The following is a 24,437-nucleotide window of genomic DNA, read 5'->3' as shown; positions in this document are numbered from 1 at the left end:
AGTCACTGCGCCGGGCGCAGTGACTCGATGTAGGTACGCAGCGAATAGCCCAGCTTGGGTTCGAGCTGGCCGACGCGCTTCTTCAGGCCGCGCAGGTTCAGCTCCTGGTCGAGTTCGGCAGGAACGAAGACGATCACGTTGCCCTCGGGCACCGGGCACTCCCAGTAATGCCGGTTGAAGCGTCCACGCAGCAGCGCGGCGCCCAGCGGCCGGCCATCGTCGGTGCTCCACTGGTTGATCACCAGCCAACCGCCCGGCTTCAGACGCTCGCGACAGGCACCGAGAAAGTCCCAGCCAATGTGCGCCGGCGCCGGCCCGGTATCGGTGTAGAGATCGAGGAAGATCAGGTCCGCCGGCTCGCACTCGGCCAGCTCCTGCACGGCGTCGCCGATGCGCAGGTTCAGACGCTGGTCGTCCACCAGCCCGAGGTGCTCGCGGGCCAGGCGCGGGATGGATGGGCGCAGCTCGATGGCTTCCACCTCTTCCAGCGGCAGGTACTTCAGGCAAGCCTGTGTCAGGCTGCCCGCGCCGAAGCCGAGGAACAGCGCGCGGCGCGGGCGCGGATGGCACAGCGCACCGACCAGCATGGCGCGCGAGTAGTCGTATTCCAGCCAGCTCGGATCACCCATCAGCACGCAGCTCTGCTCGACCTCGTCGCCGAACTCCAGGTAGCGGAAGGCACCGCTCTCCACGACGCGTATCACGCCGAAGTCATCGCGCTCCTCGACGATCAGCAACTCTTCGCTCAGCAGCTCCTCGCTCATGACCGGCTCCGGGCAGAAACGGTCGTGACAATGCGATCCGCCGGGAGCGGCGAACGGCACGGATTGCCATTGAAATACAGGGGCTCGCGCACGCAATAATCCTTCGAATCAAGACGGCCAACCACGACCGACACGTCAGCAAGGCCGCAAGAATAACAGCCCAAGAGGCACAACCGAGCATGCACCAGCGCAACACCTCCCAAGCTCTCTCGGCACGCCACCTTTCCCCGCCCGGACTCCAGACACGGCACGCTCGCGCGTACCGCGCAGACGGCTGATCGCACCAACGAGTTCCGAAGACCCGTGTTCCCCTGGACAAGGATGTCCCCCCTCTCTTCACACGCCAGCGACCACGCGCGGGGCAAAAGCCGAGCTGATACCATGGGCGGATACTGTCCACAGCCGCGAAGACCCCGCCGATGAGCCTGCCCTGGAGCCCCGATAGCTGGAGAAGCAAGCCGATCCAGCAACAGCCCGCCTACCCCGACGCCAACCGCGTGAGCGAAGTCGAGCGCACCCTGGCCAGCTTCCCGCCGCTGGTGTTCGCTGGCGAGGCGCGCGAGCTGCGCCGGCAATTCGCCGAGGTCACCGCCGGCCGCGCCTTCCTGCTGCAGGGCGGCGACTGCGCCGAAAGCTTCGCCGAGTTCTCCGCGGCGAAGATCCGCGACACCTTCAAGGTACTGCTGCAGATGGCCGTGGTGATGACCTTCGCCGCCGGCTGTCCGGTAGTGAAGGTCGGGCGCATGGCCGGGCAGTTCGCCAAGCCGCGCTCCTCCGGCGATGAAACCATCGGCGGCGTGACCCTGCCCGCCTACCGCGGCGACATCGTCAACGGCATCGGCTTCGACGAGAAGAGCCGCGTGCCGGATCCGGAGCGCCTGCTGCAGGCCTACCACCAGTCCACTGCCTCGCTGAACCTGTTGCGCGCCTTCGCCGGCGGCGGGTTCGCCGACCTGCACCAGGTGCACCAGTGGAACCTGGACTTCATCGCCAACTCGGCGCTGTCCGAGCGCTACCAGCAACTGGCCGACCGCATCGACGAGACCCTCGCCTTCATGCGCGCCTGCGGCCTGGATACCGCGCCGCAACTGCGCGAGACCAGTTTCTTCACCGCCCACGAAGCGCTGCTGCTGAACTACGAGGAAGCCTTCATCCGCCGCGACAGCCTCACCGGCGGCTGGTACGACTGCTCGGCGCACATGCTGTGGATCGGCGACCGCACCCGCCAGCTCGACGGCGCCCACGTGGAAATGCTCCGAGGCGTCGGCAACCCCATCGGCGTGAAGGTCGGCCCGAGCATGGACAGCGAGGAGCTGATCCGACTGATCGACATCCTCAACCCGGAGAACGACCCCGGCCGCCTCAACCTCATCGTGCGCATGGGCGCGGACAAGGTCGGCGACGGCCTGCCGCGCCTGATCCAGACGGTACAGCGCGAAGGCAAGCAGGTGCTGTGGAGTTCCGACCCCATGCACGGCAACACCATCAAGGCCTCCAGCGGCTACAAGACCCGCGACTTCGCGCGCATCCTCACCGAGGTCCGGCAGTTCTTCGAAGTGCACCAGGCCGAGGGCAGCTATGCCGGCGGCATCCACATCGAGATGACCGGGCAGAACGTCACCGAGTGCATCGGTGGCGCGCGGCCGATCACCGAGGATGGCCTGAGCGACCGCTACCACACCCACTGTGATCCGCGCCTGAACGCCGACCAGTCGCTGGAGCTGGCCTTCCTCATTGCGGAAACCCTGAAACAGGTTCGCCGCTGAGTCCGACACGGGTCTCAGAGCAGTCCTAAAAACACTGCCCGCATTGACGCGGCCGGGGGCGCCTACCTAGAGTGGCGCCCCGCGCGGCAGCCGCCGCGCCATGGAAACCGTCAACCAAGGAAGATCCCGATGCAACTGCACCGCTCCCTCCTCGCCCTCGTCATTGGCGCCGCCGCAGCCCTCTCCGGCTGCCAGAACGTGAACACCGACAGCCTCATGCAGTCCGGCATGATGGCCATGAAGGCCGCCACCCTGAGCGACGCCGAGATCAAGCAGGTCGCCGACGAAGCCTGCGCCAAGCAGGATGCTGAAGCGCAGATCGCGCCGGCCTCCAGCCCCTATACCCAGCGCCTGGACAAGATCGCCGCCGCTCTGGGCAACCCGCTCAACGGCACGGCGGTCAACTACAAGGTCTACCTCACCGACGACGTCAACGCCTTTGCCATGGCCAACGGCTGCGTGCGCGTTTACTCCGGCCTGATGGACCTGATGAACGACAACGAAGTGGAAGGCGTGGTCGGCCACGAGATCGGCCACGTCGCCCTGGGCCATATCAAGAAAGCCACCCAGACCGCCTACGCAGCCGCCGCCGCACGCAACGCTGCTGCCGCCTCGGGCAATGCCACCGTGGCCGCACTGTCGCAGTCGCAGCTGGGCGAGATCGGCGAAGCGCTGGTCAACGCACAGTTCTCCCAGTCCCAGGAGTCGGCCGCCGACGACTACTCCTTCGACCTGCTGAAGAAGCGTGGCATCCCGCTGGAAGGCCTGGCCACCGCCTTCGACAAGCTGGCCAAGCTGAGCGGCGGCCAGGAGAGCAGCATGTTCGACTCGCACCCCGGCTCGCAGCAGCGCGCGGACCACATCCGCCAGCGCATCGCCAGCGGCAAGTGATCCCGGACGGGCCTCTGCGGAGGCCCGTTTGTTTTCAGACCCTCGCCAGCAACCCTTGCAGACGCTCGCCGGACGGCCGCCGGCAGTTCACCGCTACCCGTTCCAGCCCGAGCCAGTTCGCCATCTCGCCCAGTTGCTGCGCCAGCGCAGCGTGCCCTTCTTCGCCCAGCCCCTTTTCCTCTTCGTGGACGGCATGCACCACCAGCCTGCCGGCAGCGCGATCGGAGCGCAGATCGACCCGCGCGGCCAGGCGCTCGTCGAACAGGAACGGCAACACGTAGTAGCCGTAAACCCGCTTGTGCTGCGGCGTGTAGATCTCCAGGCGGTAGCGGAAGTCGAACAGCCGCTCGGTACGGGCGCGTTCCCAGACCAGCGAATCGAACGGCGAGAGCAAGGCACTGGCGCGCACCTTGCGCGGGATCACCGGGTCTGTCAGGCAGTAGGCCGGCGCCTGCCAACTCTGGACCTGCACCGGCAACAGCTCGCCCGCCTCCACCAGCTCGGCCAGCCGCAGCTTGCTGTCGGCAGGGTCGAGGCGGAAGTAATCGCGCAGGTCTTTCTCGGTAGCCACGCCCAGCGCCTGTGCCGAATGCAGCAGCAGCTGGCGCTGCGCCTCGTCTTCGTCCACTTCAGGCCGCTGCAGCAGATCGGCGGGCAGGACGCGCTCCGGCAAGTCGTACAGACGCTCGAAACCGCGACGCCCAGCGACCGTCACCTCGCCCGCGGCGAACAGCCACTCCAGCGCGTGCTTCTCGTCGCTCCAGTCCCACCAGGGGCCGGCGCGCTCTTCGCGGGTGGTCAGGCTGCCAGCCCCCAGCGCGCCTTGCTCGCGCACGGCATCGAGCACCCGCTGGATAACCGGTTGCTGCTCGCGCCCGAAGCGCGCCAGCTGCTGGTAGATGCCACGCCCCTCGGCCGCACGACGCATGCGCCAGCGCATCAGCGGATAGAGTTCCAGCGGCAGCAACGACGCTTCATGCCCCCAGTATTCGAACAGACGGCGATGCCGCCCGCCGCTCCAGGCGGCCTCTTCCAGCAGCGTCGGCGAGTAGTTGCCCAGTCGCGAGAACAGCGGCAGGTAGTGCGAGCGCACCAGCGCGTTCACCGAGTCGATCTGCAGCACGCCAAGCCGCTCGAGCAGGCTGCGCACATGACGGCGCTGCACCTCGCCGCCGGGCTTGCGCAGGGTGAACCCCTGGGCGGCGAGTGCCAGGCGGCGGGCCTGCTTGAGGGACAGGGATTCGACGGTCGGCATCGTGGACTCCGGGGCTGGGCGAGCCCTAGAGCCTAACGCCAATCGCAGCGCCTGGCTGCATCAGGCGGGTTCACCGAGCGGCGTGGGTACCGGGAAGGGACGTGCGAAAGTGAAGACCTCCGCCGAGGGGCCCTCCAGCCGCAGACGCTCCAGGCGGTCGCGGGCCATCGCCACATCCGGCAGCTCGCCTTCCGGCAGCCACCAGAGCGCGAGGCTCGGCGAAGGCAGGCGTTCCATCCAGTCGCGCTTGCTGCGCAGGACCTGCAGATGCTCGCCGGCATAGACGTAATCCTTGAGCGCTTCGACCGACTCCCACAGCGACAGGTTGACGATGATCAGCGGGTCGTCGAAGACGCGAATCGAGGTGGCATCGCCCTCCTCCGTCTGCAGGCGCCAGACGAAACCGGAGCTGCGCTCGGCGAGGGCATTGATGTGATCGAGCTGGTCGACGAAGCCCTTCATCAGGGGGTGATCCAGCGGTGCGCGGGCCCTGGCGATGTTGACCTGGGCAAGGTGGTAACGGGTGGACATGGGCTTCCTTGTCATCCAGCGGGTCATGAGGCTGATCAGGCTTTGGGGAGCGGGCGGCACGACGAGGGTCCGTGCCGCCCGGCGATTTCAACGGCGGACATAATCCATCCAGAACGGGCGCTCGACTTCCTGCTGAATGTCGGCACGGCTCAGGCCGATATCCTTGAGCGCCTCATCACTCATGGTCGCCAGCTCACGACGCTGGCGGGCCAGTTCGTGCCAGTGCAGGACACGTTGAATGGCGCGCTTCCAAAGCGGAACGGTGGAGACTTTGTGGACATGGTAGGACGCTGCTACGAAACCGAGTTGACCTTTCATCATGCTTCCCTCCCTGTGGGGTTGGATGCAGTTTCAGCCTCGCGCTAAGATCAATCCAACGAATCATTCTTATGCAACCCATCTCGGAGATTGATGAATGAGCAGCTTCCCCAGCATCGACAGCGAACTGCTGCGCACCTTCGTCGCCATCGCCGACCACGGCGGATTCACCCGCGCGGCCGAGATGGTCAACCGCACTCAGTCGGCAGTGAGCATGCAGATGAAACGCCTGGAGGAGGACGTGCTGGAGCGCAGCCTGTTCGAACGCGACGGCCGCCAGGTGCGCCTAACGCCCGAGGGGCAGATCCTGCTGGGCTATGCGCGGCGCATCCTGCGGTTGCAGGGTGAGGTGTTCAACACCTTCCGCCAGCCGCACATGGTCGGCTCGGTGAAGATCGGCACGCCGGATGACTATGTGATGCGCTTCCTGCCCAGCATCCTTTCGCGCTTCGCCGAGGCCTATCCGCTGGTGCAGGTGGAAGTGCACTGCGACTCGTCCGCGCAGTTGCTGATGCGCAACGACCTGGACCTTTCCATCGTCACCCGCGAGCCGGGTACCGAGATCGGCCAGTTGCTGCGCCAGGAGTCCTTCGTCTGGATGGCCGCCGAGAGCTTCTGCCCGCAGGAGCAGCGCCCGCTGCCGCTGGCGATGTTCAACACCGCCTGCTTCTGCCGCGCCTGGGCCTGCAATGCGCTGGAGGCGATGGAAGTGGACTACCGCATCGCCTACAGCAGTCCGAGCCTGTCGGCGCTGTTCGCCGTGGCCAGTGCGGGGCTGGCGGTCACAGCGCAACTGCAGAGCCTGCTCACTGGCAATCTGCGCATCATCGGCGAGGACGAGGGCCTGCCAATGCTCCCCAACGCCAGCATCGTGCTGCTACGCGGGCAGAAGATGACCCCGGTGACCGACAAGCTGGCCGAGTACATCGTCGAAGGCTTCCGTTCGTAATGCGGCTCAACGCACCGCCAGCAGCACTGCGCAGACGATCAGGAAAGCGCTGAAGGCCAGACGCAGCTGACGCTCGGGCAGCGCATGGGCCAGGCGCACCCCCCAGGAAATGCTGACCAGCCCGCCCAGCGCCAGCGCGCTGCCCATGCGCCAGTCCACATGGCCGTGCATGGCATAGGTCGCCAGCGCCACGCCCGTGCTGGGCGCCGCCAGAGCCAGCGCAAGACCCTGGGCGATCACCTGGGTCAGGCCGAAGACGGACGTCAGAACCGGCGTCGCCAGCACACCACCGCCCACCCCGAACAGCCCACCAAGAGAACCGGCACCCAGTCCCAGCACGCCCATCCACGGCAGGCCGTAGCGCGGCGTGCCGCTGCCCTGGGGCACGCGCTGGAACAGACGCACCAGCAGATACAGGGCCAGCAGCACCAGGAAGACCACGAAGGCGGTGCGCATGCTGCGGGCATCCAGGTTCACCGCGATGCTGGAAGCGAAGAACGCGCAGACCAGGCCGGTCAGCGCCAGGACGCCGGCCTGGGCGAAATCGATACGGTTACGCTGGTGATAACGCCAGATGGCCAACAACACATTCGGCACCACCATCACCAGCGCGGTGCCCTGCGCCAGCTGCTGGTCCAGCCCGAACAGCACGCCCAGTGCCGGAATCGCCAGCAGCCCGCCGCCAATACCGAACAGCCCACCCAGGCTGCCCAGCACGACGCCGAGCAGAAAGTCCAAGACCAGGTCCCACATGACGCACCTCCACAACAAGGCGTCCATGCTAGAAAACCCCGGCTGGATGGGAAACGCAAAGCGCAGCACAATGGCTTTGTCCTTTTCGCAAAGCCATAACCCGCGATGAACCCTTCCAGCCTCGAAGACCAGCTCGACCTCTACTTGGACGTGCTCGACAACGGCAGCTTCTCCGCCGCCGCCCGCCTGCGCCAGCTCACCCCTTCCGCCGTGGCACGGCGCATGGACGCGCTGGAGCAGGGATTGGGTTCGACCCTGCTGGTGCGCAGCACCCACAACGTGCGCGCCACACCGGCGGGGCTGGCGTTCGCCGAGCGGGCGCGGCGGATAGTCATCGAGTTGCGCCAGGCACGCGCGGAAGCGGTATCCCTGAGCACCGCGCCGGAGGGCCTGATCCGCATCGACGCCCCCGTCCCCTTTGGTCGCCGTCATCTGGCCCCGGCGCTGGCGGACTTCCTCACCGCCAACCCCGGCCTGGACGTGCAGCTGCGGCTGATCGACAGCTTCACCGACACTCGCGGGGAAAACCTCGGCCAGGTCGACCTGGTGCTGCGCATCGGCACCCTGCCCGACAGCCGCCTGGTCGCTACACGTCTCGCGCCCATGCGGCGGATCGTCTGCGCGAGCCCCGCCTACCTGCAGCAGCACGGCAGACCAGCCTCGCCACTGGAGCTACCGGAGCACATCGGCCTCGACTGGGAAGGCCTGGCGCCGCCGCTGGCCTGGCGCTTCCTCATCGACGGCAAGCTGCAACACCTGCGCCCGCGCCGGCTGCGCATGACCGCGAACAATGCAGAGACGCTGGTGGAAGGTGCACTGCAAGGCATCGGCCTCGCTCACCTGCCCACCTGGCTGTGCAGCGAGTACCTGATCAGCGGCCAGTTGCTGCCGCTGTTCTGCGAGAACGGCCTTCCCGAACCAGAGCCTGGCGTTATCCACGCATTGCGCCTGGAGCGCGGCACCCACCCACGCAGTGAGCGCCTGCTGGGCTTCCTGCTGGAGCGTTTCGGTTTCCCGCCGCCCTGGGATGCAGCGCTTGCGGAAGCGCTGTTCAAGAATTAACCATCGCGCTAAATTAATGCGCAATCATCTCTTCGCTTCGAGCGCCCCGGCCAGGAGCACGCCATGACCCAGCAAGACCCGACCTGCGAAGCCCTCAAGCTGGATAACCAGCTGTGCTTCGCCCTCTACTCCACCTCCCTGCAGATGACCAAGGTCTACAAGCCCCTGCTGCAGGAGCTGGGCCTCACCTACCCGCAGTACATCGCCATGCTGGTGCTGTGGGAAGAAGACGGCATCACCGTGGGCGAGATCAGCTCGCGCATGCTCACCGACCCTGGCTCCCTCACGCCCCTGCTCAAGCGCCTGGAGGCAGAGGGTCTGATCACCCGCACCCGCAGTCAGGCGGACGAACGCGTGGTACAGCTGCGCCTGACCGACAAGGGCCACGAGCTGCGCCGACAGGCGGAGAGCATTCCGGCCTGCATCCTGGCCAGCAGCGGTCTAACGTTGGACAGTCTGAAGCGCCTCCAGGAGGAGCTCGTGGACCTGCGCGGACACTTGCAAGCCCCGTAATCCGGGGCTTATGCCAAAGCTGCAGGTTCCTTAGTCAGAAATCTTCCAATAATTATCTTGCGCACTAAATTAATTCGAACTAATTTTCACCTCACGAACTGCTTAGCGCACAAGATATTGAGCAGCAAGACACTCTCATACCGAGTTACCTGACCGCGAATCGGAGACCACCATGCAAACCATCAAAGCCCTCTACACCGCCACCGCTACCGCTACCGGAGGCCGTGATGGCCGCGCCATCTCCTCGGACGGCATCCTCGACGTGAAACTGTCCACTCCGCGTGAACTGGGCGGCGCGGGCGGCGAAGCCACCAACCCGGAACAGCTGTTCGCTGCCGGCTACTCGGCCTGCTTCATCGGCGCCATCAAGTTCGTCGCCAGCCAGAGCAAGAAGCAGATCCCGGCAGACGCCTCGATCACCGGCAAGGTCGGCATCGGCCAGATCCCCGGCGGTTTCGGCCTGGAAGTGGAACTGAACATCAACCTGCCGGGCCTGGACCAGGCCGAGGCCGAAGAGCTGGTCGCCAAGGCCCACCAGGTCTGCCCCTACTCCAACGCCACCCGCGGCAATATCGACGTGCGTCTGAACGTCAGCGTGTGATTCCACGAAAGGCAGAAACGAAAAAGCCCGGCATCAGCCGGGCTTTTTTCTGTCTCGGATCAGGCTCAGGCCTTGACGCGGGACTTGTACTCGCCAGTGCGGGTATCGATTTCGATCGAGTCGCCGATTTCGCAGAAGGCGGAAACCTGGACTTCAGCACCGTTCTTCAGGCGAGCGGTCTTCATCACTTTACCGGAGGTGTCGCCACGGACAGCCGGCTCGGTGTAGACGATTTCGCGAACGATGGTGGTCGGCAGTTCAACGGAGATGACTTTCTCGTTGTAGAAGACGGCTTCGCAGACGTCGGTCATGCCGTCTTCGATGAAGGTCAGCACGCCTTCCAGGTCGCCTTTCTCGATCTCGTACTGGTTGAACTCGGTGTCCATGAAGACATACAGCGGGTCCGCGAAGTAGGAGTAGGTGACTTCCTTGCGATCGAGGATGATCGGCTCCAGCTTGTCGTCGGCCTTGAACACGGTCTCGGTGCCAGCACCGGTCAGCAGGTTCTTCAGCTTCATCTTGACGACCGCGGAGTTACGGCCGGACTTGTTGAACTCGGCCTTCTGGATGACCCAGGGGGCGCCATTGATGTTGGCAACCTGGCCAGCGCGGAACTCTTGTGCGGTTTTCATACGATTATCCGATTGGATTGGAGACAAAAATCAGGGGCCATATCATAGCCAATTTGTATAAAAACGCACCAGCCCCGCGGCAAGATCGGTTTGTTCGCTCAGGCGCCGCTGCCAATTGCCAATCCACGCGGCCCACTCCGGCAGCCGGCTTTCCAGCTTTTGCCAGGCAGCGCCGGCGTCACCCTGGCCATTCCAGGCCATCCAGAACGACTGCAGCTCCATCCGCAGCGTCTCGTCCATTCCCTCACCGAACAGGGCCAGGAAAGCTTCCAGCTTCTCCAGGTGGACATCCTCATCCTGCTGGTAGATGTGCCAGACGAAGGGCCGCCCCGCCCATTGCGTCCGCACGAACGAGTCCTCGCCACGCACCGCGTTGAAATCGCAACTCCACAGCAACGGGTCATAGTCTTCCTGGCGCACGAAGGGCAGCACCTGAACACGCAGGGCCTCCTTCCGGTACTGCTGCCCCACTCCCAGAGCCTGCCCCGCCCAGCGCTCGATATCGGCGAGCACCCTGCCCTCGGGCACCAGCAATAAAGTGGCGACGGTACTTCCAGCCAGTGCGTCCAGCCAGCCAGCCAGCGCGGCATTCTCATAAGCGAACAGGGAAATGCGCCGCTCGTGAGGCTCGGGGTGCACGCCAAGGCTTTCCAGGAAGCGAAGGCTGGCCGCCGGATCGGCCTGGAAGGCATCGCGCCGGGCAATCAGGTCACGCTCGCGCAACAGCCCGCCGGTGGCAGCGGTGAAGCCGGGGAAATAGAAGTACTTCTGCAGCCCGTTGGCCTGCATCGATGGCAAACCATGGCAGGACTCCACCCAGGACTCGGCGCTGAGGTATTCCAGGTTCAGCCACAGCGAAGGCGTGTGCCGCTCGCGCATCGCTTCTATATAGGCAGCCGGCATTTCACAGGCGAAGGCCTCGACCACCACATCCGCCGCGGCGGTGTCCTGCCAGGGCACAGGCCACAGGCGAACTTCCACACCCGATTGCTGCTGCGACGCAGCCGCGCCATCGGCTGCCGGGCAGATGCGCACGAAGGCCGCGAGATCGTCGACCCACAGCCGCACCTGCTGGCGGTGCTCTCCGGCCAGTTGCCGGGCCAGCCGCCAGGTGACGCCGATATCGCCATAGTTGTCGACTACGCTGCAGAAGATGTCCCAGCTGGCCATGCGCTTTCCTACGTACCAGAGCGTGTCTCAGAAGGAGCCAGTGTACCCGCGATCCCGGCCATGCTCCTTAAGCCGATGAATCCCTTGGAAAAAATTTTCAAAAAAGATTTGCCAAGGAGGAAACCTTTGAGTAAAGTGCGCGCCTCGACAGACACAGCGCTGTCGAGAAATCTGGTGAGGTGTCCGAGCGGTTGAAGGAGCACGCCTGGAAAGTGTGTATACGAGAAATCGTATCGAGGGTTCGAATCCCTCCCTCACCGCCAGATTCATGAAAAAGCCCGGCTAAGCAATTAGCCGGGCTTTTTCGTTTTCCCCTTCACACTTTCTTCACCTGTTGCGGCCTAGTTGCAAGTTGTCAGTTGGACAAATGCACAACGGCGATTAAACAGTTGTTCGACCATTGTCGACAGTCATCTGACAGCTTGGTTCCGCAGCCCTGAAACCCGCCTCAGACCCCGCCTGACACCTGCTGGCAACACTCCTTTGCCAGATTGGACAGTTTTTGCCCAAATCGGCCTCGCACAACTGCTAACAGCACCCGTAACATGAAAAAAAAGTGCCGTACTTGCGCTTGGTCAGTTTACTTACTACAAGTAATGGGTACTATGTAGTCCGGCTAATTTCCCAGTCATGGGAGATTGCTTTTAATGGAAATGTCCACCTTAAGGGGAACACGATGAACAACGTTCTGAAATTCTCTGCTCTGGCTCTGGCTGCTGTTCTGGCCACCGGTTGCAGCAGCCACTCGAAAGAAACCGAAGCACGTCTGACCGCTACTGAAGACGCCGCTGCTCGCGCTCAAGCCCGTGCCGATGAAGCCTATCGCAAGGCTGACGAAGCTCTGGCCGCCGCTCAGAAAGCCCAGCAGACCGCTGACGAGGCTAACGAGCGCGCCCTGCGTATGCTGGACAAAGCCAGCCGCAAGTAATAGATCTTCGGATCTGTTCGAAAAAACCGACCCCTCGGGGTCGGTTTTTTTATGCCCGCCGTTTTGTCCCCTCGACAAAACAGGCAGGCAACAAAAAGCCCGCTCGACCGGTAACGGTCGGCGGGCTTCTTAGTGCGCGCTGCGAGTTACTGCAGCGGCACCGCGTCCTGGTCAACAGTAGCGGCAACCGAACCACCCTGCTGCACTTGCTGCGGCTGGGCAATGGCAACCGGCAGGCCGTCTTCGGCAGCAACCACTTCACGCACCACGTTCCAATCCATCTGCATCTGGCTGGCGATGTCTTCGCGCTTGAGCAGGGCGTTGATCACTGCGGTGTGCTTGTCGACCACGGACGGGTCGCCGTTGTCATCGATGGGCGCGTGGGCTTCGAGGTAGATCTTGCCTTCGCTGCGACCGAACTTGTACGGCTCGTTGATGATGCGCACCTTGGTGCCCACCGGAATCATCGAGAAGAGCTGGGTCACGTCCCAGTTGTACATGCGGAAGCAACCGTGGCTGGTACGGGTGCCGATGCCGAACTTCTTGTTCGAACCATGGATCAGGTAGCCATGGAAGCCCAGGCTCATCTTGTACGGACCCAGCGGGTTGTCCGGACCCGGCGGCACTACGGTCGGCAGCGGATCGCCGTCGGCGGCGTGCTCGGCGCGGATCGAGGCCGGCGGGTACCAGGCCGGATCCTTGGTCTTGGCGATCACGCTGGTGCTGCCCACCGGCGAACCCCAGCCTTCGCGACCGATTCCCAGGGCGTAGGTGTAGACAACATTCTTGTCCTTGGGGAAGTAGTACAGGCGGTATTCGGCGAGGTTGATCACCACCCCTTCGCGGGGACCTGCCGGCAGGACGAAACGGGTCGGAATGATGACCTCGGTACCCACGCCCGGCAGCCAGGCATCGACGCCCGGGTTGGCAGCGATCATCTCGGAGTAGCCGAGGCCGTACTTCTCGCCCAGGTCGGCGAAGGTGTCTTCGTACTTGGCCTTGATGACCTGGACCTGGCCGACGATATCGTCGCCCGGTGCCGGCAGCGGCAATTCAATGGCGGAAACGGGGCCGGCCGAGAGCAGCGCGGCGAGGGACAGCGAGCAGGCGGCAATGACGCGCGACAACATCCGAGGATCCTTGACGTGGGCAATGAGCAAAGGGTGATCAGTTTACCACCGCAAGCCCCGTCAACGGGAGATATCAGATGAGCCAGGAACTGCGCGCGCCGCGCTTTTCCTCTTCGAGTTGTTTCAGGCAGGCCGCGCAGATGCGCCGATCGCGCAGCAGCGGTTTCTCGGCGCCGCGCCACATCGGCTGTGCCGGCAGCAGGCTGCCGCACAACGTGCGGTCGGCCGGGGTTCCCAGCTCCAGCTGGCGCGCGACCAGATGCACCCGGACCTCGCGGCAGGCGAACAAGTCCAGCTGCTCATCGGGTTCGATCAGCTGGTAGGCGAAGAGGGTCCAGGCGGGGCGCGACATAGGGGGTTCCAGAAGGGTGCGCAAACATAGCCGAAAGGTCGTTCGCGGGGAAGCCTCGATTCTGCGGTTTACACCAGTAAAGTCGCCTCACAGCAGCGGTTTGAGCGTCGGCCAGACGTTATCCAGCAGCCTGGGCTGCGCCGCCACCGCCGGATGAATGCCGTCAGCCTGCATCATGCCCTGTACGCCCCCTACCCCTTCGAGGAAGAACGGCACCAGCGCAATCTTCTGTTCGCCTGCCACGCTGTCGAAGACCTTGGCGAAAGCATCGGTGTAGCGCTGGCCGTAGTTCGGCGGCAGGCGCATGCCGAGCAGGATCACCTTGGCACCCGACTTCTGCGACTGTTCAACCATGCCGCTAAGATTCTGTTGCAATTGCGCCGGCGCCATTCCGCGCAGGCCATCGTTGCCGCCCAGTTCGATCACCACCAGCTTCGGCTTCTGCTCCGAAAGCAGCGCCGGCAGGCGCGCGAGGCCTCCTGCAGTGGTATCGCCGGAGATCGACGCGTTCACCACCTTGTAGTCGAAACCCTGCTCCTGAAGACGCTTGTCCAGCAGGTTGACCCACCCCAGGCTGGTATCCAGCCCCAAACCGGCGCTGATACTATCGCCGACGACCAACAGCGTCTGCGCCGCGGCCTGCTGCGTGATCAGAAGCAACGCCAGGCAGCCGCCCATTAGCCATGCACGCATCGGATTCTCCATGAGCGAAAGCATTCTCACCGCGCGGAACCTTAGCAAGGTTGTTTCCAGCGCGGAAGGCAAGCTGACCATCCTCCACGACCTCTCCCTCGACCTCGCCCGCGGTGACAGCCTCGCCATCGTCGGCAGCTCCGGCTCGGGCAAATCCACCCTCCTCGGCCTGCTCGCCGGCCTGGACCTGCCCAGCGGCGGCGAGATCGTCCTGCTCGGCCACACCCTGGGCAGCCTCGATGAAGACCAGCGCGCGCGAGTACGCGCCGCCCACGTCGGCTTCGTCTTCCAGTCCTTCCAGTTGCTCGACAGCCTCAATGCGCTGGAGAACGTCATGCTGCCGCTGGAACTGGACGGCCGGAAGGACGCCGAGCAGCGCGCCCGCGAATTGCTGGAACGCGTCGGCCTCGGCCAGCGCCTGACCCATTACCCGCGCCAGCTCTCCGGTGGCGAACAGCAGCGGGTCGCCATTGCCCGCGCCTTCGCCGCCGAACCGGACGTACTGTTCGCTGACGAACCGACCGGCAACCTCGACACCCACACTGGCGAGCGCATCAGCGACCTGCTCTTCGAACTGAACCGCGAGCGCGGCACCACTCTTGTCCTGGTGACCCACGACGAACGCCTCGCCCACCGCTGCCAGCGCCATATCCGCCTGGAAAGCGGCCACCTGATCGACCACGTCGAACCCTGACGGACGAGAGCCGATGAAGCCACTGTCGCTGCCCAACCTGTTCCGCCTGTCCCTCCGCCAGCTGTGGCGCGAGGGGCGCAGCGGCGAACTGCGCGTGCTGTTCTTCGCCCTTCTGGTGGCGGTGGCGGCGAGCTCTGCCATCGGTTATTTCAGCGCGCGCCTGAACGGCGCCATGCTGGTGCGCGCCGCCGAATTCCTCGGCGCGGACCTGGTACTCACCGGCACCCAGCCGGCGCAGCCGGAACAGATCGACCGCGGCCTCAAGCTCGGCCTGCAGCACGCGCAGAGCGTGGAATTCTCCAGCGTGGTGGCCACCGACAACGGCATCCAGCTGAGCAGCGTGAAGGCCGTCGGCGACAGCTATCCCCTGCGTGGCGAACTGAAGAGCGCGCCTGCCCCTCTGCAGCCGGAAGTCGAGGGCGGCCGCCCGGCACCGGGCGACATCTGGGTCGAATCGCGCCTGCTCGCCAGCCTCGACCTGAAGATCGGCGACAGCGTCGACATCGGCCGCAAGTCCCTGCGCATCGCCCGTGTGCTGACCTATGAACCGGATCGCGCTGGCGACTTCTACAGCCTCACCCCGCGCGTAATGATGAGCCTGCACGACCTGGACGCCACCGGCGTGGTGCAGCCCGGCAGCCGGGTGCGCTATCGCGACCTCTGGGGCGGCGCGCACGATGCGCTGCAAACTTACCGGCAAGCTACCCAAGGCAACCTGGCCGCCAACCAGGAACTGCAGGACGCGCACCACGGCAACCGTCAGATCGGCGATGCCCTGGGCCGCGCCGAACGCTACCTGAACCTCGCCAGCCTTGCCGCTGTGCTGCTCGCCGGCGTGGCCGTGGCGCTGTCGGCCAACCGCTTCGCCACCCGCCGCTTCGACGCCAGCGCACTGCTGCGCTGCTTGGGTCTGTCGCGCCGCGAAGCCCTTCTGCTGTATGGCAGCCAACTGTTCGCGCTGGGACTGGTTGCCAGCGTCTGCGGCGCCTTCCTCGGCTGGCTCGCGCAGCTGGGCCTGATGCACCTGCTGGGCAACCTGCTGCCGCCGGAAATTCCCGAAGCCGGCATAGTCCCCGCGCTCGCCGGCATGGCGACCGGGCTGGTCGCGCTGGCCGGCTTTGCCTTGCCACCGCTCGCCGCGCTGGGCCGCGTACCGCCGCTGCGCGTGCTGCGCAGCGACCTGCTGCCGGTGCCGATGCGCACCTGGGCCGCCTATGGCTGTGCGCTGCTCGCCCTCGGCCTGATCATGTGGCGCCTGAGCCTGGACCTGAAACTCACCCTCGCTCTCCTCGGCGGCGGCGCCATCGCCGCGGTGATCCTTGGCTTCATCCTGCTGCTGGCCCTGCGTGGCCTGCGCCGCGCCCTCCAGGGTGCCAGCCTGCCGTGGCGCCTCGGCCTGGGCCAGCTGCTGCGTTACCCGCTGGCCGCCGCCGGACAGAGCCTCGCCTTCGGCCTGATCCTGCTGGCCATGGCGCTGATCGCCCTGCTGCGCGGTGAATTGCTGGACACCTGGCATTCCCAGTTGCCACCCAATGCGCCGAACCACTTCGCGCTGAACATCCTGCCGGCCGAGAAAGACGGTTTCGAGCAACGGGTGAAGGCACTGTCGCCCAACGCCGAAGACCTCTATCCGATGGTGCCTGGCCGGCTGGTGGCGGTGAACGGCAAGCCCGTCCAGACATTGAAGGAAGACGTGCGCAGCGAGCGCGCCCTGCACCGGGACCTTGGCCTGACCTGGTCGGAACGCCTGCCTGCGGGCAACCAGATAGTCGCCGGTGATTGGTGGCAGACCGGCGAGAACAGCGAACTGCCGGGTGTCTCGGTGGAAGAGAAGCTCGCCGGCAACCTCGGCCTGAAAGTCGGCGATCACCTGAGCTTCACCGTCGCCGGGCAGACTCGCGAAGCGCAGATCCGCAGCCTGCGCTCGGTGAAATGGGACAACTTCCAGCCCAATTTCTTCATGGTCTTCGAGCCCGGCACCCTGACCGACCTCCCGGTGACCTACCTGACCAGCTTCTACCTGCCGGTAAGCCAGGAGCGCCAACTGATCGAACTCGCCCGCGCCTACCCCACCGTCACCCTGCTGCCAGTGGACGCGCTGCTGGCGCAGCTGCGCAGCATCCTCGACCAGGTGACGCTGGCGGTGGAGTACGTGCTGGTGTTCGTCCTCGCCGCCGGCTTCGTGGTGTTGTTCGCCGGCCTGCAGGCGACCCTCGACGAGCGCCTGCGCCAGGGCGCACTGCTGCGCGCACTGGGCGCCGAACGCGGCCTGCTGATGCGCACGCGGCGCAGCGAGTTTGCCCTGCTCGGCGCGGTCAGCGGCCTGCTGGCGGCGCTGGGTTGCGAGTTGATCAGCTACCTGCTCTACCGCCTGGTGTTCGACCTGCCGTGGAGTCCGCATCCCTGGCTGCTGGGGCTGCCGGTACTGGGTGCGCTGCTGGTGGGCGGCGCCGGCCTGCTGGGCACCCGCCGCGCGCTCAATGTGAGCCCATTGCGCCTGCTGCGCGAGAGCTGATCGGGTAGACTGCCCCGATCACTCTCGCCGCACTGGATGCCATGAGCCGCTATCGTCCGCCCCGCCCTGCCGGTACCCCGCTGATCACTCCCGAAGGCGAAGCGCGCCTGCGCGCAGAACTGCATGAACTGTGGAACGTGCGTCGGCCACAGGTGACCCAGTCGGTCAGCGAGGCCGCCGCGCAAGGCGACCGCTCGGAGAACGCCGAGTACACCTACGGCAAGAAGATGCTGCGTGAGATAGACAGCCGCGTGCGCTTCCTGCGCAAGCGCCTGGAAAACTGCAAGGTAGTCAGCGAGCGCCCGGCGGATCCGAACAAGGTCTACTTTGGCGCCTGGGTCACCCTGGAAGACGAGGACGGCGAACAGGCCCGCTACCGCATCGTCGGCCCGGATGAGCTGGACCTGCGCAACAACCACATCAGCATCGACTCGCCCCTGGCCCGCGCCCTGGTGGGCAAGGAGCTGGACGCCGAGGTGATGGTGCGCAGCCCGTCCGGCGAGAAGATGTGGTTCGTGGTGGAAATCGAGTATCCCTGAAGGAGCCTATCTGAAGGGGCTAGCTTGCTCGCGAATCCGCCCAGCGTTGGTGGCGCCGGTGAATCCGTTCGCGAGCAAGCTCGCGCCTACCTGATCAGAACGACGGTGGGCGCCGGGTAATCAGGCCCTGCCGGGCCACACGGGTCAGCTCGTGAACAGCCGACTCCAACTGCTCGACCACCGGCGACTGCACCACGGCGAAGTCGAAACTGTCAGTCGGGAAGCGCGCGAGATCGGCAAAGGTTTCGGCAAACTGGATCAGAAAGGTACGCGAACCGTTCCAGCGTTTGGGCCAGCCATCGAGGTAACGGACAAGGGTGGGCTGGTGATTGCCGCCCAGGAGAATCTTCGGATTGCGCCGCACCAGGCCAGTGGTGATCGGGGCCAGGCGCACATGCGGGTTGGGACAGGTCATGGTGTCACGTCTCCGCCTCAGGGGTCCTGCTGGACGCGGCGAGAGGCACACCGAACCAGCGCTTTAGCGGTATTTCGATGTCAGCTGTCGCTTGCATCCGCGCCCCGCAAGTTGCTACTTAAATCGGCGCTGTGCGGCATCCTAGAGAAGCCCCGGCAAAGCTGTCAAGGAGACTTCAGTCGATGACCACACCCCCCATGCGGCTGTTCTTCGCCCTGCCCTGCCCAGCGGAACTGGCGGCGCGCATCTGCACCTGGCGCGACAGCCTGCACCACGACGGCCAGCCTGTAGCCCAGGCCAACCTGCACCTGACACTGGCCTTTCTCGGCTCCGTGCCGCGCGGGCGCAAGGCCGAATTGCGCGCCATCGGCGAACGCCTGCCACGCCAAGGCTTCAACCTTGAACTGGACCACATCGCGCGCTGGAACAACGGCATCCTGCACCTGGCGCCCAGCAACGCGCCGGCCGCCCTGCACGGACTGGTGCACGCCCTGCGCGAGGAGCTGCATACGAGTGGATTCGAGGTCGAGCATCGCCCGTTCCATCCGCATATCACCCTCGCTCGCCATACCCACCACACGCCGGCCGCCGCAGCCTCCTTCCTGCTGCCAGCCCGTGCCGTGACGCTGTTCAGCTCGGAGAACAGCCCCACTGGCGTGCGCTACCGCGCCATTGGCGAGTGGCCGCTAGACAGCGTCTGAGCGCGCCGCCCAGCCCTGGGCGTAATCGAGAAAGCGACGCAGGCCCGCCGTGGGGTACTTGTCGATATGCAGCGCACGGAAGAAGGTACGCCGCAGCGGTCCCAGCGGGTTTTCCAGGCGCACCAGTTCGCCGCGTGCAAGCTCCGCCTGCACCACGCGCTGCGACAGGCAGCCGATGCCGAAGCCGCTGCCCACCAGATGCTTGATTGCCTCGGCGTTGCTCACCTCCAGAGGCGCGTTGACACTGCCCAGGCGTGGCAATACCTGCTGCTCGAATGTCACACGGGTACCGGAACCGGCTTCGCGCAGCACCCAGCGAGCCGCCGACAAATCCTTCAGGCTGACGCGTTCGGCCAGCGCCAGGGGATGATCCGGCGCCACTACGAGTAAAAGCTCGTCCGCCATCCAGGGAGTGAGCTGGATCTGCGGATGCTGGATCGGCGCCTCGATGAAGGCCACGTCCAACCTGAACTCGGCCAGCGCCTCGATCACCCCGCCGCTGTTGGCAACCTGCAACTCCAGACGGCTTTCGGGCAGTTCGCCGAGAAAACCGGCCATTACCTGCGGCAGCAGATAGCCACCGATGCTGCGGCTGGCGCCGAGGCTCAGCTGCACCGGCGCCGACTCGAACAGGCTCTCCAGCTCCGCGCTCTGCGCCAGCAAAGCACTGGCCTTGGGGTAGAAGGCGCGGCCGTTGTCGTTCAGCGCCAGGCGCTTGCCGCTACGATCGAACAGGCGCGTGCCGAGCGCGCGCTCCAGCTCCTGCAACGCCTGGCTGGCGGCGGACTGCGACAGCGCGATGCGCGCTGCTGCCTGGGTCACGTTGCCCAGTTCGGCGATAGCGGTGAAGGTCGCCAGTTGGCGAAGGGTGATGCGCGGGCCCATATCGATAAAACCGGTCAACCCAATAAGAACAATCCGTTTTTACACTAAGCAGGGCGGCGGCACCATGGCTTCACCTTACACAAGGAGCCTGTAATGAACGCCCTTCGCCGCCTGCCCTACTACGCCCCCGGTGCCCTGCTCTGCCTGGGAATCGCCTTCGGCTCCCGCCAGCTCATGGAGATCCCCGCGCTGCAGCACCTGGGACTCGGCAGCCTGACCCTGGCGATCCTCATCGGCCTGCTCGCCGGCAACCTGGGCCTGGCCCGCTTCGGCAGCATCCGCCCCGGCATCGACCTGTCGCGCCAGCAACTGCTGCGCCTGGGCGTGGTGCTCTACGGCCTGCGCCTGACTTTCCAGGACATCGCCGCCCTCGGCCCGGCCGCACTGATCATCGACGTGCTGATGGTCGCCAGCACCCTGACCGTCGCCTGGTGGATCGGCGAGCGCTGGCTCAAGCTGCCGCGTGAAAGCGCCCTGCTGATCGGCGCCGGCAGCGCCATCTGCGGCGCCGCGGCGGTGATGGCGAGCAGCCCGGTGCTCAAGGCGCGCGCCGAACACACCGCCGTCGCGGTGGCCACCGTTGTCCTGTTCGGCACCCTGGCGATGCTGCTGCACCCGCTGATCTACGCTGCGCTGCCCAACCTGTTCGGCAGTGAGCAGGCCTTCGGCGTGTTCACCGGCTCGACCATCCACGAAGTCGCCCAGGTGGTTGCCGCCGGCCGCGCCATGGACCCCGCCGCTGCCGACGCCGCGCTGATCAGCAAGATGCTGCGCGTCCTGCTGCTGGCCCCGGCCCTGCTGATCCTCGGCCGTGTGGGTTGCGCCGAAGCCGCCGAGCCGGGTGCGCGCCGCAAACTGCACATTCCGGGCTTCGCCGTGTTCTTCCTGCTGGTGACCGGCCTGCGCTCGCTGGGCTGGGTGCCGGAAAGCTGGTTGGCGCCGCTGCAGCAGCTGGACGATGTGATGCTCGGCATGGCGATGGCCGCCCTGGGCCTGGCCACCCGCCTGGGCGACCTGCGCAAGGAAGGCCCCAAGCCGCTGCTGCTGGGTGCTGGACTGTTCGTCTTCCTGCTGGTGGGCGGCGGCCTGATCAATGGCGGCGTGCAGTATCTCTTCCACTGAATCGCGTTCCACCGATTCAGAGACAAACAAAAAGGGCGGACACCTTGGGTGTCCGCCCTTTTTCATTACCGGCTTTCTGCTACTGCCTTGGCGATCAGCTGGACAGCTTGCGATCCAGTGAGAACGGGCCGGCGCCGCTGATCAGCAGCGCGACGCTGATCATGATCAGGGTGAAGGCGTATTCGAAGCCGTTGGCAGTGATGAAGAAGCCGTTGGCCAGGTGCACGCTGAACACGGCAACCAGCATGGCGACGATCAGCGGGATACTCGCCAGACGCACCAGCAGGCCAAGGACCAGGGCCAGGCCGCCGAAGAATTCGGCGCTGCCGGCCAGAGCGGCCATCAGGTAGCCGGGGGTCACGCCGAGGGATTCCAGCCAGCCCGCCATGCCTTGCAGACCCGGGCCACCGAAGGCGCCGAAGAGTTTCTGCGAGCCGTGTGCCATGAAGGTCAGGCCGGTGGTGATACGCAGTACAGCGATGCCGGCGCCGGCGTTGGTGGTCAGGATGGATTTGATCAGCGAGTTCATGGTGCGTCCTTATGGAAGCTCGAGTGGGAGCGAAGGGTTGCGTAGGAAGTGGGTGACAACCGTGGTTGCTTGGCGATCACTATATCCAGTTTTTCCGATATCAAAAGCGCAAAATAGCGCTAATAACTATCGAACAAACCGATTACTTCTTGATTGCCGCCACGCTTTCACGTGGCTCGAGGCCATCACGTTCGCGCTGATATGCAAGATAGTACTTGTTGACGCTGCTGACGTAGTTCACCACGCCCATGCCCAGTTGCTCGGCCGCCACGCGCTCGACCTGGAAGAACCACTGGTTGGGGTTAAGGCCTTGGCGCTTGGCCTCCGCGCGCAGGCTTTGCACCCGCTCGGGACCGGCGTTGTAGGCAGCAAGAACGAAGGCCATGCGGTCACGTTCATTGATGCGCGGGCTGGAGAAGAAGCGCTTGCGCAGCATCGCCATGTAACGGCTGGCGGCCTGCACATTGCTGTCCTTCTGGTGCACGGTATCCACGCCCACGGCGCGGGCCGCCGCCGGGGTGATCTGCATCAGCCCGGTAGCGCCGCCAGCGCCGCGCGCGCTGGCATTGAGATTGGATTCCTTGAAGGCCACGGCAGCCAGCGCCAGCCAGTCGACCTTGTTCTGCTCGGCGTAGCGCTGCAGGGTCGGGCGCACGGCTTCCAGGCGCTTGCGGTCAGGCACGACCAGCGGATTGCGCACCTGGTAGGCGCGGCGATAAAGGCGCTGGAAGGCCACGTCCTGGTCCGCCGGCGCGCGGTAGTCCTTGAGGAAGCGGTTGACGCTGGCACGCAGCATCGGCGCGTCGCGGCGCACGTACCAGGCCATCGGCTCGCTGTTGTCCAGCACCAGATGACGGTCCACGCGCAGCTTGGTGAAGACCTTGCTCCAGCGCTCGGCGATGGGTTGCTCGACCACGGTGTAGTTGAAGATGCCGGCCTGGACCATCTCCAGCACATCTTCCACGGCCAGGGAGGAATCGGTCCACTCCAGCACCAGCGGCGCCATGTGCTTCTGCGCCAGACGCTCGTTGACCTTGCGCACGGCCTCGCCAGCGGCGCTGCCGGCCGGCAGGGTGATGGTGCGGCCGGCGAGCTGCTCCAGGCGCACGAACTTGCGGTTGCCCTGCTTGGTCACCAGCACCAACGGCACGTCGGCCTTCCACGGCAGGCTGGGGCTGACGTTCTGGCCGTCGCGGGCCAACAGGACCTCCCCGGGGGCGACCAGATCGCCTTCGCCGCGTTGCAGCGCGCCGAGCAATTGATCCTTGGCCTTGGGAATGAACTTGATGGTGAGCGGCTTGCGCCCCGGGGCGCTGTCGTTGAGGTACTGCTCGAAGGCACGCAGGCGGCGGTACTCGATACCAATCGGCTCGCCCTTGATTTCGCCGGAGCTGTTGCGGCTCTGGTTGACCAGAACCCGCAGGGTGCCGCCAGAGCGGATGGTGGCCAGGTCGCGGGCGTCGCTGCTTTCCTGCTCCCAGTTTTCCGGCTGGGCCGTCAGGCGCGCGGCCGCCGGCAGTGGCGTCAGGGCCACGAGGCACAGCAGTAGCAGCAACAGTCGGGTCATCCAGCTCTCCGGGGGCTCGCACTCGGCGGTGGGCCGATTAGAGTGCGGTTTCGACCGGTAGTTCCCGGCCGCCAAGGGCGCGCAAGACTCTCACAGGAGGGGATAAACACCAACCCGAAACTTCCGATAGATCTTCGGAATATTCCTCAACCTGTTGTTTTTGAAGAATTTTCGTCAAAAAAGCGGCTTTTGCTATGCTCCGCTTCCGAACAAAGGGAACAAAAATGCAACTGATCGACATCGGCGTCAACCTCACCCACCCGAGCTTCGTCCCGGAACGTGAAGCGGTCCTCGCTCGCGCCATCGAGGCCGGCGTCGTACAGATGGTGCTGACCGGAACCAGCCTGGACGACAGCGAACAGGCCCTGGAGCTGTGCCGGCAACGGGACGAAGAGCAGCGTCTTTACTGCACCGCCGGCGTCCATCCGCACGAAGCCAGCCACTGGGACAGCGGCAGCGCCAAGGTTCTTCGCGGCCTGCTGGCCGAGGACCGGGTGAAGGCGGTCGGCGAATGCGGCCTGGACTTCAACCGCGACTTTTCGCCGCGCCCGCAGCAGGAGAAGGCTTTCGAAGAACAGCTGGGCCTCGCCGTGGAGTTGCAGTTGCCGGTGTTCATCCACGAGCGCGATGCGGGCGAGCGCCTGCTGGCGATCCTCAAGGACTTCCGCGACAAGCTGCCGGCCGCCGTGGTGCATTGCTTCACCGGCGAGCGTCGCACACTTTATTCGTACCTCGACCTCGACCTGCACATCGGCATTACCGGCTGGATCTGCGACGAGCGCCGGGGCACCCATCTGCAGGAACTGGTGCGGGAGATTCCCGAAGGCCGGCTGATGCTGGAGAGCGACGCGCCTTATCTATTGCCGCGCACCCTGCGGCCGAAGCCCAAGAGTGGCCGCAACCAGCCGGCTTATCTGCCGGAAGTTCTGGCCTGCGTCGCCGAGCATCGCGGCGAAAGCACCGAGGCAGTCGCGGCCCACACCACGGCCAGCGCGCGGGCGTTTTTCAACCTGCCGGAAATTTGAACCAACTCTCAAGATCGCGGCTCGTCGGCCGATATGTCGGGGGCAGAAGGTGGCTTGATCGGTATCAATGGCCAACCTTCCCCCTTTTCACGACAATAATGGCGCATTGCCATTATTTGACCGACAAGAAGAGATTT

At 65.1% G+C, this 24,437-nt stretch carries 27 protein-coding genes and 1 tRNA gene; 14 read left to right on the top strand and 14 right to left on the bottom strand.

The genetic code is table 11. The features are described 5' to 3' along the window. Positions 1-2: 2 nt before the first annotated feature. Positions 3-764, bottom strand: coding sequence for a spermidine synthase (locus IB256_RS26645; RefSeq protein WP_192224322.1), 762 nt, complete (start codon positions 762-764; stop codon positions 3-5). A gap of 419 nt (positions 765-1,183) precedes the next feature. Here IB256_RS26645 and IB256_RS26640 point away from each other — a divergent pair, with 419 nt between their 5' ends. Continuing rightward, a complete protein-coding gene (locus tag IB256_RS26640; protein WP_192295027.1) occupies positions 1,184-2,530 on the top strand; it encodes a class II 3-deoxy-7-phosphoheptulonate synthase in 1,347 nt (448 codons plus the stop codon). A gap of 129 nt (positions 2,531-2,659) precedes the next feature. Then, positions 2,660-3,421 (top strand): M48 family metalloprotease, encoded by a 762-nt coding sequence (locus IB256_RS26635; RefSeq protein WP_192295028.1) that lies wholly within the window; start codon positions 2,660-2,662, stop codon positions 3,419-3,421. 34 nt (positions 3,422-3,455) lie between these two features. On the opposite strand, the gene IB256_RS26630 is transcribed toward IB256_RS26635, so the two are convergent. The 3 genes from IB256_RS26630 to IB256_RS26620 form a co-directional block, all read right to left on the bottom strand. Continuing rightward, on the bottom strand, positions 3,456-4,676 hold the full coding sequence (locus tag IB256_RS26630; RefSeq protein WP_192295029.1) for a winged helix-turn-helix domain-containing protein: 1,221 nt from the start codon (positions 4,674-4,676) through the stop codon (positions 3,456-3,458). 60 nt (positions 4,677-4,736) lie between these two features. Continuing rightward, on the bottom strand, positions 4,737-5,207 hold the full coding sequence (locus IB256_RS26625; protein WP_192295030.1) for a DUF3291 domain-containing protein: 471 nt from the start codon (positions 5,205-5,207) through the stop codon (positions 4,737-4,739). An 87-nt stretch (positions 5,208-5,294) separates the two neighbouring features. Beyond that, positions 5,295-5,528 (bottom strand): DUF1127 domain-containing protein, encoded by a 234-nt coding sequence (locus tag IB256_RS26620; RefSeq protein ID WP_412547974.1) that lies wholly within the window; start codon positions 5,526-5,528, stop codon positions 5,295-5,297. 94 nt (positions 5,529-5,622) lie between these two features. Between IB256_RS26620 and IB256_RS26615 the strand changes: the two genes are divergently transcribed. Further along, positions 5,623-6,474 carry a LysR family transcriptional regulator gene (locus IB256_RS26615; RefSeq protein WP_081518641.1) on the top strand — a complete coding sequence of 284 codons (852 nt, stop codon included), beginning with the start codon at positions 5,623-5,625 and terminating at the stop codon, positions 6,472-6,474. 6 nt (positions 6,475-6,480) lie between these two features. Here IB256_RS26615 and IB256_RS26610 read toward each other — a convergent pair whose 3' ends face one another. Beyond that, on the bottom strand, positions 6,481-7,227 hold the full coding sequence (locus tag IB256_RS26610) for a sulfite exporter TauE/SafE family protein (RefSeq protein WP_192295031.1): 747 nt from the start codon (positions 7,225-7,227) through the stop codon (positions 6,481-6,483). Positions 7,228-7,332: 105 nt separating this feature from the next. Here IB256_RS26610 and IB256_RS26605 point away from each other — a divergent pair, with 105 nt between their 5' ends. From IB256_RS26605 to IB256_RS26595, 3 genes are all read left to right on the top strand, one after another. Next, on the top strand, positions 7,333-8,289 hold the full coding sequence (locus IB256_RS26605) for a LysR family transcriptional regulator (protein WP_192295032.1): 957 nt from the start codon (positions 7,333-7,335) through the stop codon (positions 8,287-8,289). 63 nt (positions 8,290-8,352) lie between these two features. Beyond that, entirely contained in the window at positions 8,353-8,802 is a 450-nt protein-coding gene (locus tag IB256_RS26600; RefSeq protein WP_192404675.1) for a MarR family winged helix-turn-helix transcriptional regulator, read from the top strand. 172 nt (positions 8,803-8,974) lie between these two features. Beyond that, positions 8,975-9,403: an organic hydroperoxide resistance protein gene (locus IB256_RS26595; protein WP_081518645.1), complete on the top strand. Its 429-nt coding sequence runs from the start codon at positions 8,975-8,977 to the stop codon at positions 9,401-9,403. Between the two features lie 65 nt (positions 9,404-9,468). Here IB256_RS26595 and efp read toward each other — a convergent pair whose 3' ends face one another. Both efp and earP read right to left on the bottom strand, forming a co-directional pair. After that, positions 9,469-10,035 (bottom strand): elongation factor P, encoded by a 567-nt coding sequence (efp, locus tag IB256_RS26590; RefSeq protein WP_045211459.1) that lies wholly within the window; start codon positions 10,033-10,035, stop codon positions 9,469-9,471. Between the two features lie 42 nt (positions 10,036-10,077). After that, a complete protein-coding gene (earP, locus tag IB256_RS26585) occupies positions 10,078-11,205 on the bottom strand; it encodes an elongation factor P maturation arginine rhamnosyltransferase EarP (protein ID WP_192404674.1) in 1,128 nt (375 codons plus the stop codon). A 173-nt stretch (positions 11,206-11,378) separates the two neighbouring features. Between earP and IB256_RS26580 the strand changes: the two genes are divergently transcribed. Both IB256_RS26580 and oprI read left to right on the top strand, forming a co-directional pair. After that, a tRNA-Ser gene (locus IB256_RS26580) sits at positions 11,379-11,468 on the top strand. Positions 11,469-11,881: 413 nt separating this feature from the next. Next, the gene (gene oprI, locus IB256_RS26575) at positions 11,882-12,133 is read left to right on the top strand and encodes an outer membrane lipoprotei OprI (RefSeq protein WP_017517003.1); all 252 of its coding nucleotides are present in this window, start codon (positions 11,882-11,884) and stop codon (positions 12,131-12,133) included. A gap of 146 nt (positions 12,134-12,279) precedes the next feature. Here oprI and IB256_RS26570 read toward each other — a convergent pair whose 3' ends face one another. From IB256_RS26570 to IB256_RS26560, 3 genes are all read right to left on the bottom strand, one after another. Then, positions 12,280-13,263, bottom strand: coding sequence for a L,D-transpeptidase family protein (locus IB256_RS26570; protein WP_045211466.1), 984 nt, complete (start codon positions 13,261-13,263; stop codon positions 12,280-12,282). Positions 13,264-13,336: 73 nt separating this feature from the next. Beyond that, entirely contained in the window at positions 13,337-13,615 is a 279-nt protein-coding gene (locus IB256_RS26565) for a hypothetical protein (RefSeq protein WP_081518646.1), read from the bottom strand. 87 nt (positions 13,616-13,702) lie between these two features. Beyond that, complete coding sequence (locus IB256_RS26560) at positions 13,703-14,308, bottom strand: arylesterase (protein ID WP_192295034.1); 606 nt, start codon at positions 14,306-14,308, stop codon at positions 13,703-13,705. A 10-nt stretch (positions 14,309-14,318) separates the two neighbouring features. On the opposite strand from IB256_RS26560, the gene IB256_RS26555 reads away from it, so the two are divergent. The 3 genes from IB256_RS26555 to greB are packed head-to-tail and all read left to right on the top strand — an operon-like array spanning position 14,319 to position 18,056. Beyond that, positions 14,319-15,002 (top strand): ABC transporter ATP-binding protein, encoded by a 684-nt coding sequence (locus IB256_RS26555; protein ID WP_151187702.1) that lies wholly within the window; start codon positions 14,319-14,321, stop codon positions 15,000-15,002. Positions 15,003-15,015: 13 nt separating this feature from the next. Beyond that, a complete protein-coding gene (locus IB256_RS26550) occupies positions 15,016-17,517 on the top strand; it encodes an ABC transporter permease (RefSeq protein WP_192404673.1) in 2,502 nt (833 codons plus the stop codon). Positions 17,518-17,558: 41 nt separating this feature from the next. Then, positions 17,559-18,056: a transcription elongation factor GreB gene (gene greB, locus IB256_RS26545; protein ID WP_017517009.1), complete on the top strand. Its 498-nt coding sequence runs from the start codon at positions 17,559-17,561 to the stop codon at positions 18,054-18,056. A 94-nt stretch (positions 18,057-18,150) separates the two neighbouring features. On the opposite strand, the gene IB256_RS26540 is transcribed toward greB, so the two are convergent. Then, positions 18,151-18,471 carry a hypothetical protein gene (locus IB256_RS26540; protein ID WP_192295036.1) on the bottom strand — a complete coding sequence of 107 codons (321 nt, stop codon included), beginning with the start codon at positions 18,469-18,471 and terminating at the stop codon, positions 18,151-18,153. A gap of 182 nt (positions 18,472-18,653) precedes the next feature. Between IB256_RS26540 and thpR the strand changes: the two genes are divergently transcribed. Beyond that, positions 18,654-19,172 carry an RNA 2',3'-cyclic phosphodiesterase gene (thpR, locus tag IB256_RS26535; RefSeq protein ID WP_192295037.1) on the top strand — a complete coding sequence of 173 codons (519 nt, stop codon included), beginning with the start codon at positions 18,654-18,656 and terminating at the stop codon, positions 19,170-19,172. On the opposite strand, the gene IB256_RS26530 is transcribed toward thpR, so the two are convergent. Further along, the gene (locus IB256_RS26530; RefSeq protein ID WP_192295038.1) at positions 19,158-20,057 is read right to left on the bottom strand and encodes a LysR family transcriptional regulator; all 900 of its coding nucleotides are present in this window, start codon (positions 20,055-20,057) and stop codon (positions 19,158-19,160) included. The genes thpR and IB256_RS26530 overlap by 15 nt on opposite strands. A gap of 93 nt (positions 20,058-20,150) precedes the next feature. Between IB256_RS26530 and IB256_RS26525 the strand changes: the two genes are divergently transcribed. Then, entirely contained in the window at positions 20,151-21,179 is a 1,029-nt protein-coding gene (locus tag IB256_RS26525; RefSeq protein WP_192295039.1) for a YeiH family protein, read from the top strand. Between the two features lie 94 nt (positions 21,180-21,273). Here IB256_RS26525 and IB256_RS26520 read toward each other — a convergent pair whose 3' ends face one another. After that, positions 21,274-21,708 carry a DoxX family protein gene (locus tag IB256_RS26520; RefSeq protein ID WP_017517576.1) on the bottom strand — a complete coding sequence of 145 codons (435 nt, stop codon included), beginning with the start codon at positions 21,706-21,708 and terminating at the stop codon, positions 21,274-21,276. A 142-nt stretch (positions 21,709-21,850) separates the two neighbouring features. Next, positions 21,851-23,275: a transglycosylase SLT domain-containing protein gene (locus IB256_RS26515; RefSeq protein WP_192404672.1), complete on the bottom strand. Its 1,425-nt coding sequence runs from the start codon at positions 23,273-23,275 to the stop codon at positions 21,851-21,853. A gap of 224 nt (positions 23,276-23,499) precedes the next feature. Here IB256_RS26515 and IB256_RS26510 point away from each other — a divergent pair, with 224 nt between their 5' ends. Continuing rightward, positions 23,500-24,300, top strand: coding sequence for a TatD family hydrolase (locus tag IB256_RS26510; protein ID WP_192295040.1), 801 nt, complete (start codon positions 23,500-23,502; stop codon positions 24,298-24,300). Positions 24,301-24,437: the final 137 nt, after the last annotated feature.

Origin of the sequence: Pseudomonas sp. PDM17 (assembly GCF_014851985.1) — a bacterium.
Classification (GTDB): Bacteria; Pseudomonadota; Gammaproteobacteria; order Pseudomonadales; family Pseudomonadaceae; genus Pseudomonas.
Note: the sequence above shows the minus strand (reverse complement) of the source record. Positions and strands in the feature narration are given on the sequence as shown.

Coding starts and splice junctions, on each gene's coding strand:
- IB256_RS26645 (WP_192224322.1), bottom strand. CDS start 764: ATGAGCGAGGAGCTGCTGAGCGAAGAGTTGCTGATCGTCGAGGAGCGC.
- IB256_RS26640 (WP_192295027.1), top strand. CDS start 1,184: ATGAGCCTGCCCTGGAGCCCCGATAGCTGGAGAAGCAAGCCGATCCAG.
- IB256_RS26635 (WP_192295028.1), top strand. CDS start 2,660: ATGCAACTGCACCGCTCCCTCCTCGCCCTCGTCATTGGCGCCGCCGCA.
- IB256_RS26630 (WP_192295029.1), bottom strand. CDS start 4,676: ATGCCGACCGTCGAATCCCTGTCCCTCAAGCAGGCCCGCCGCCTGGCA.
- IB256_RS26625 (WP_192295030.1), bottom strand. CDS start 5,207: ATGTCCACCCGTTACCACCTTGCCCAGGTCAACATCGCCAGGGCCCGC.
- IB256_RS26620 (WP_412547974.1), bottom strand. CDS start 5,528: ATGATGAAAGGTCAACTCGGTTTCGTAGCAGCGTCCTACCATGTCCAC.
- IB256_RS26615 (WP_081518641.1), top strand. CDS start 5,623: ATGAGCAGCTTCCCCAGCATCGACAGCGAACTGCTGCGCACCTTCGTC.
- IB256_RS26610 (WP_192295031.1), bottom strand. CDS start 7,227: ATGTGGGACCTGGTCTTGGACTTTCTGCTCGGCGTCGTGCTGGGCAGC.
- IB256_RS26605 (WP_192295032.1), top strand. CDS start 7,333: ATGAACCCTTCCAGCCTCGAAGACCAGCTCGACCTCTACTTGGACGTG.
- IB256_RS26600 (WP_192404675.1), top strand. CDS start 8,353: ATGACCCAGCAAGACCCGACCTGCGAAGCCCTCAAGCTGGATAACCAG.
- IB256_RS26595 (WP_081518645.1), top strand. CDS start 8,975: ATGCAAACCATCAAAGCCCTCTACACCGCCACCGCTACCGCTACCGGA.
- efp (WP_045211459.1), bottom strand. CDS start 10,035: ATGAAAACCGCACAAGAGTTCCGCGCTGGCCAGGTTGCCAACATCAAT.
- earP (WP_192404674.1), bottom strand. CDS start 11,205: ATGGCCAGCTGGGACATCTTCTGCAGCGTAGTCGACAACTATGGCGAT.
- oprI (WP_017517003.1), top strand. CDS start 11,882: ATGAACAACGTTCTGAAATTCTCTGCTCTGGCTCTGGCTGCTGTTCTG.
- IB256_RS26570 (WP_045211466.1), bottom strand. CDS start 13,263: ATGTTGTCGCGCGTCATTGCCGCCTGCTCGCTGTCCCTCGCCGCGCTG.
- IB256_RS26565 (WP_081518646.1), bottom strand. CDS start 13,615: ATGTCGCGCCCCGCCTGGACCCTCTTCGCCTACCAGCTGATCGAACCC.
- IB256_RS26560 (WP_192295034.1), bottom strand. CDS start 14,308: ATGCGTGCATGGCTAATGGGCGGCTGCCTGGCGTTGCTTCTGATCACG.
- IB256_RS26555 (WP_151187702.1), top strand. CDS start 14,319: ATGAGCGAAAGCATTCTCACCGCGCGGAACCTTAGCAAGGTTGTTTCC.
- IB256_RS26550 (WP_192404673.1), top strand. CDS start 15,016: ATGAAGCCACTGTCGCTGCCCAACCTGTTCCGCCTGTCCCTCCGCCAG.
- greB (WP_017517009.1), top strand. CDS start 17,559: ATGAGCCGCTATCGTCCGCCCCGCCCTGCCGGTACCCCGCTGATCACT.
- IB256_RS26540 (WP_192295036.1), bottom strand. CDS start 18,471: ATGACCTGTCCCAACCCGCATGTGCGCCTGGCCCCGATCACCACTGGC.
- thpR (WP_192295037.1), top strand. CDS start 18,654: ATGACCACACCCCCCATGCGGCTGTTCTTCGCCCTGCCCTGCCCAGCG.
- IB256_RS26530 (WP_192295038.1), bottom strand. CDS start 20,057: ATGGGCCCGCGCATCACCCTTCGCCAACTGGCGACCTTCACCGCTATC.
- IB256_RS26525 (WP_192295039.1), top strand. CDS start 20,151: ATGAACGCCCTTCGCCGCCTGCCCTACTACGCCCCCGGTGCCCTGCTC.
- IB256_RS26520 (WP_017517576.1), bottom strand. CDS start 21,708: ATGAACTCGCTGATCAAATCCATCCTGACCACCAACGCCGGCGCCGGC.
- IB256_RS26515 (WP_192404672.1), bottom strand. CDS start 23,275: ATGACCCGACTGTTGCTGCTACTGCTGTGCCTCGTGGCCCTGACGCCA.
- IB256_RS26510 (WP_192295040.1), top strand. CDS start 23,500: ATGCAACTGATCGACATCGGCGTCAACCTCACCCACCCGAGCTTCGTC.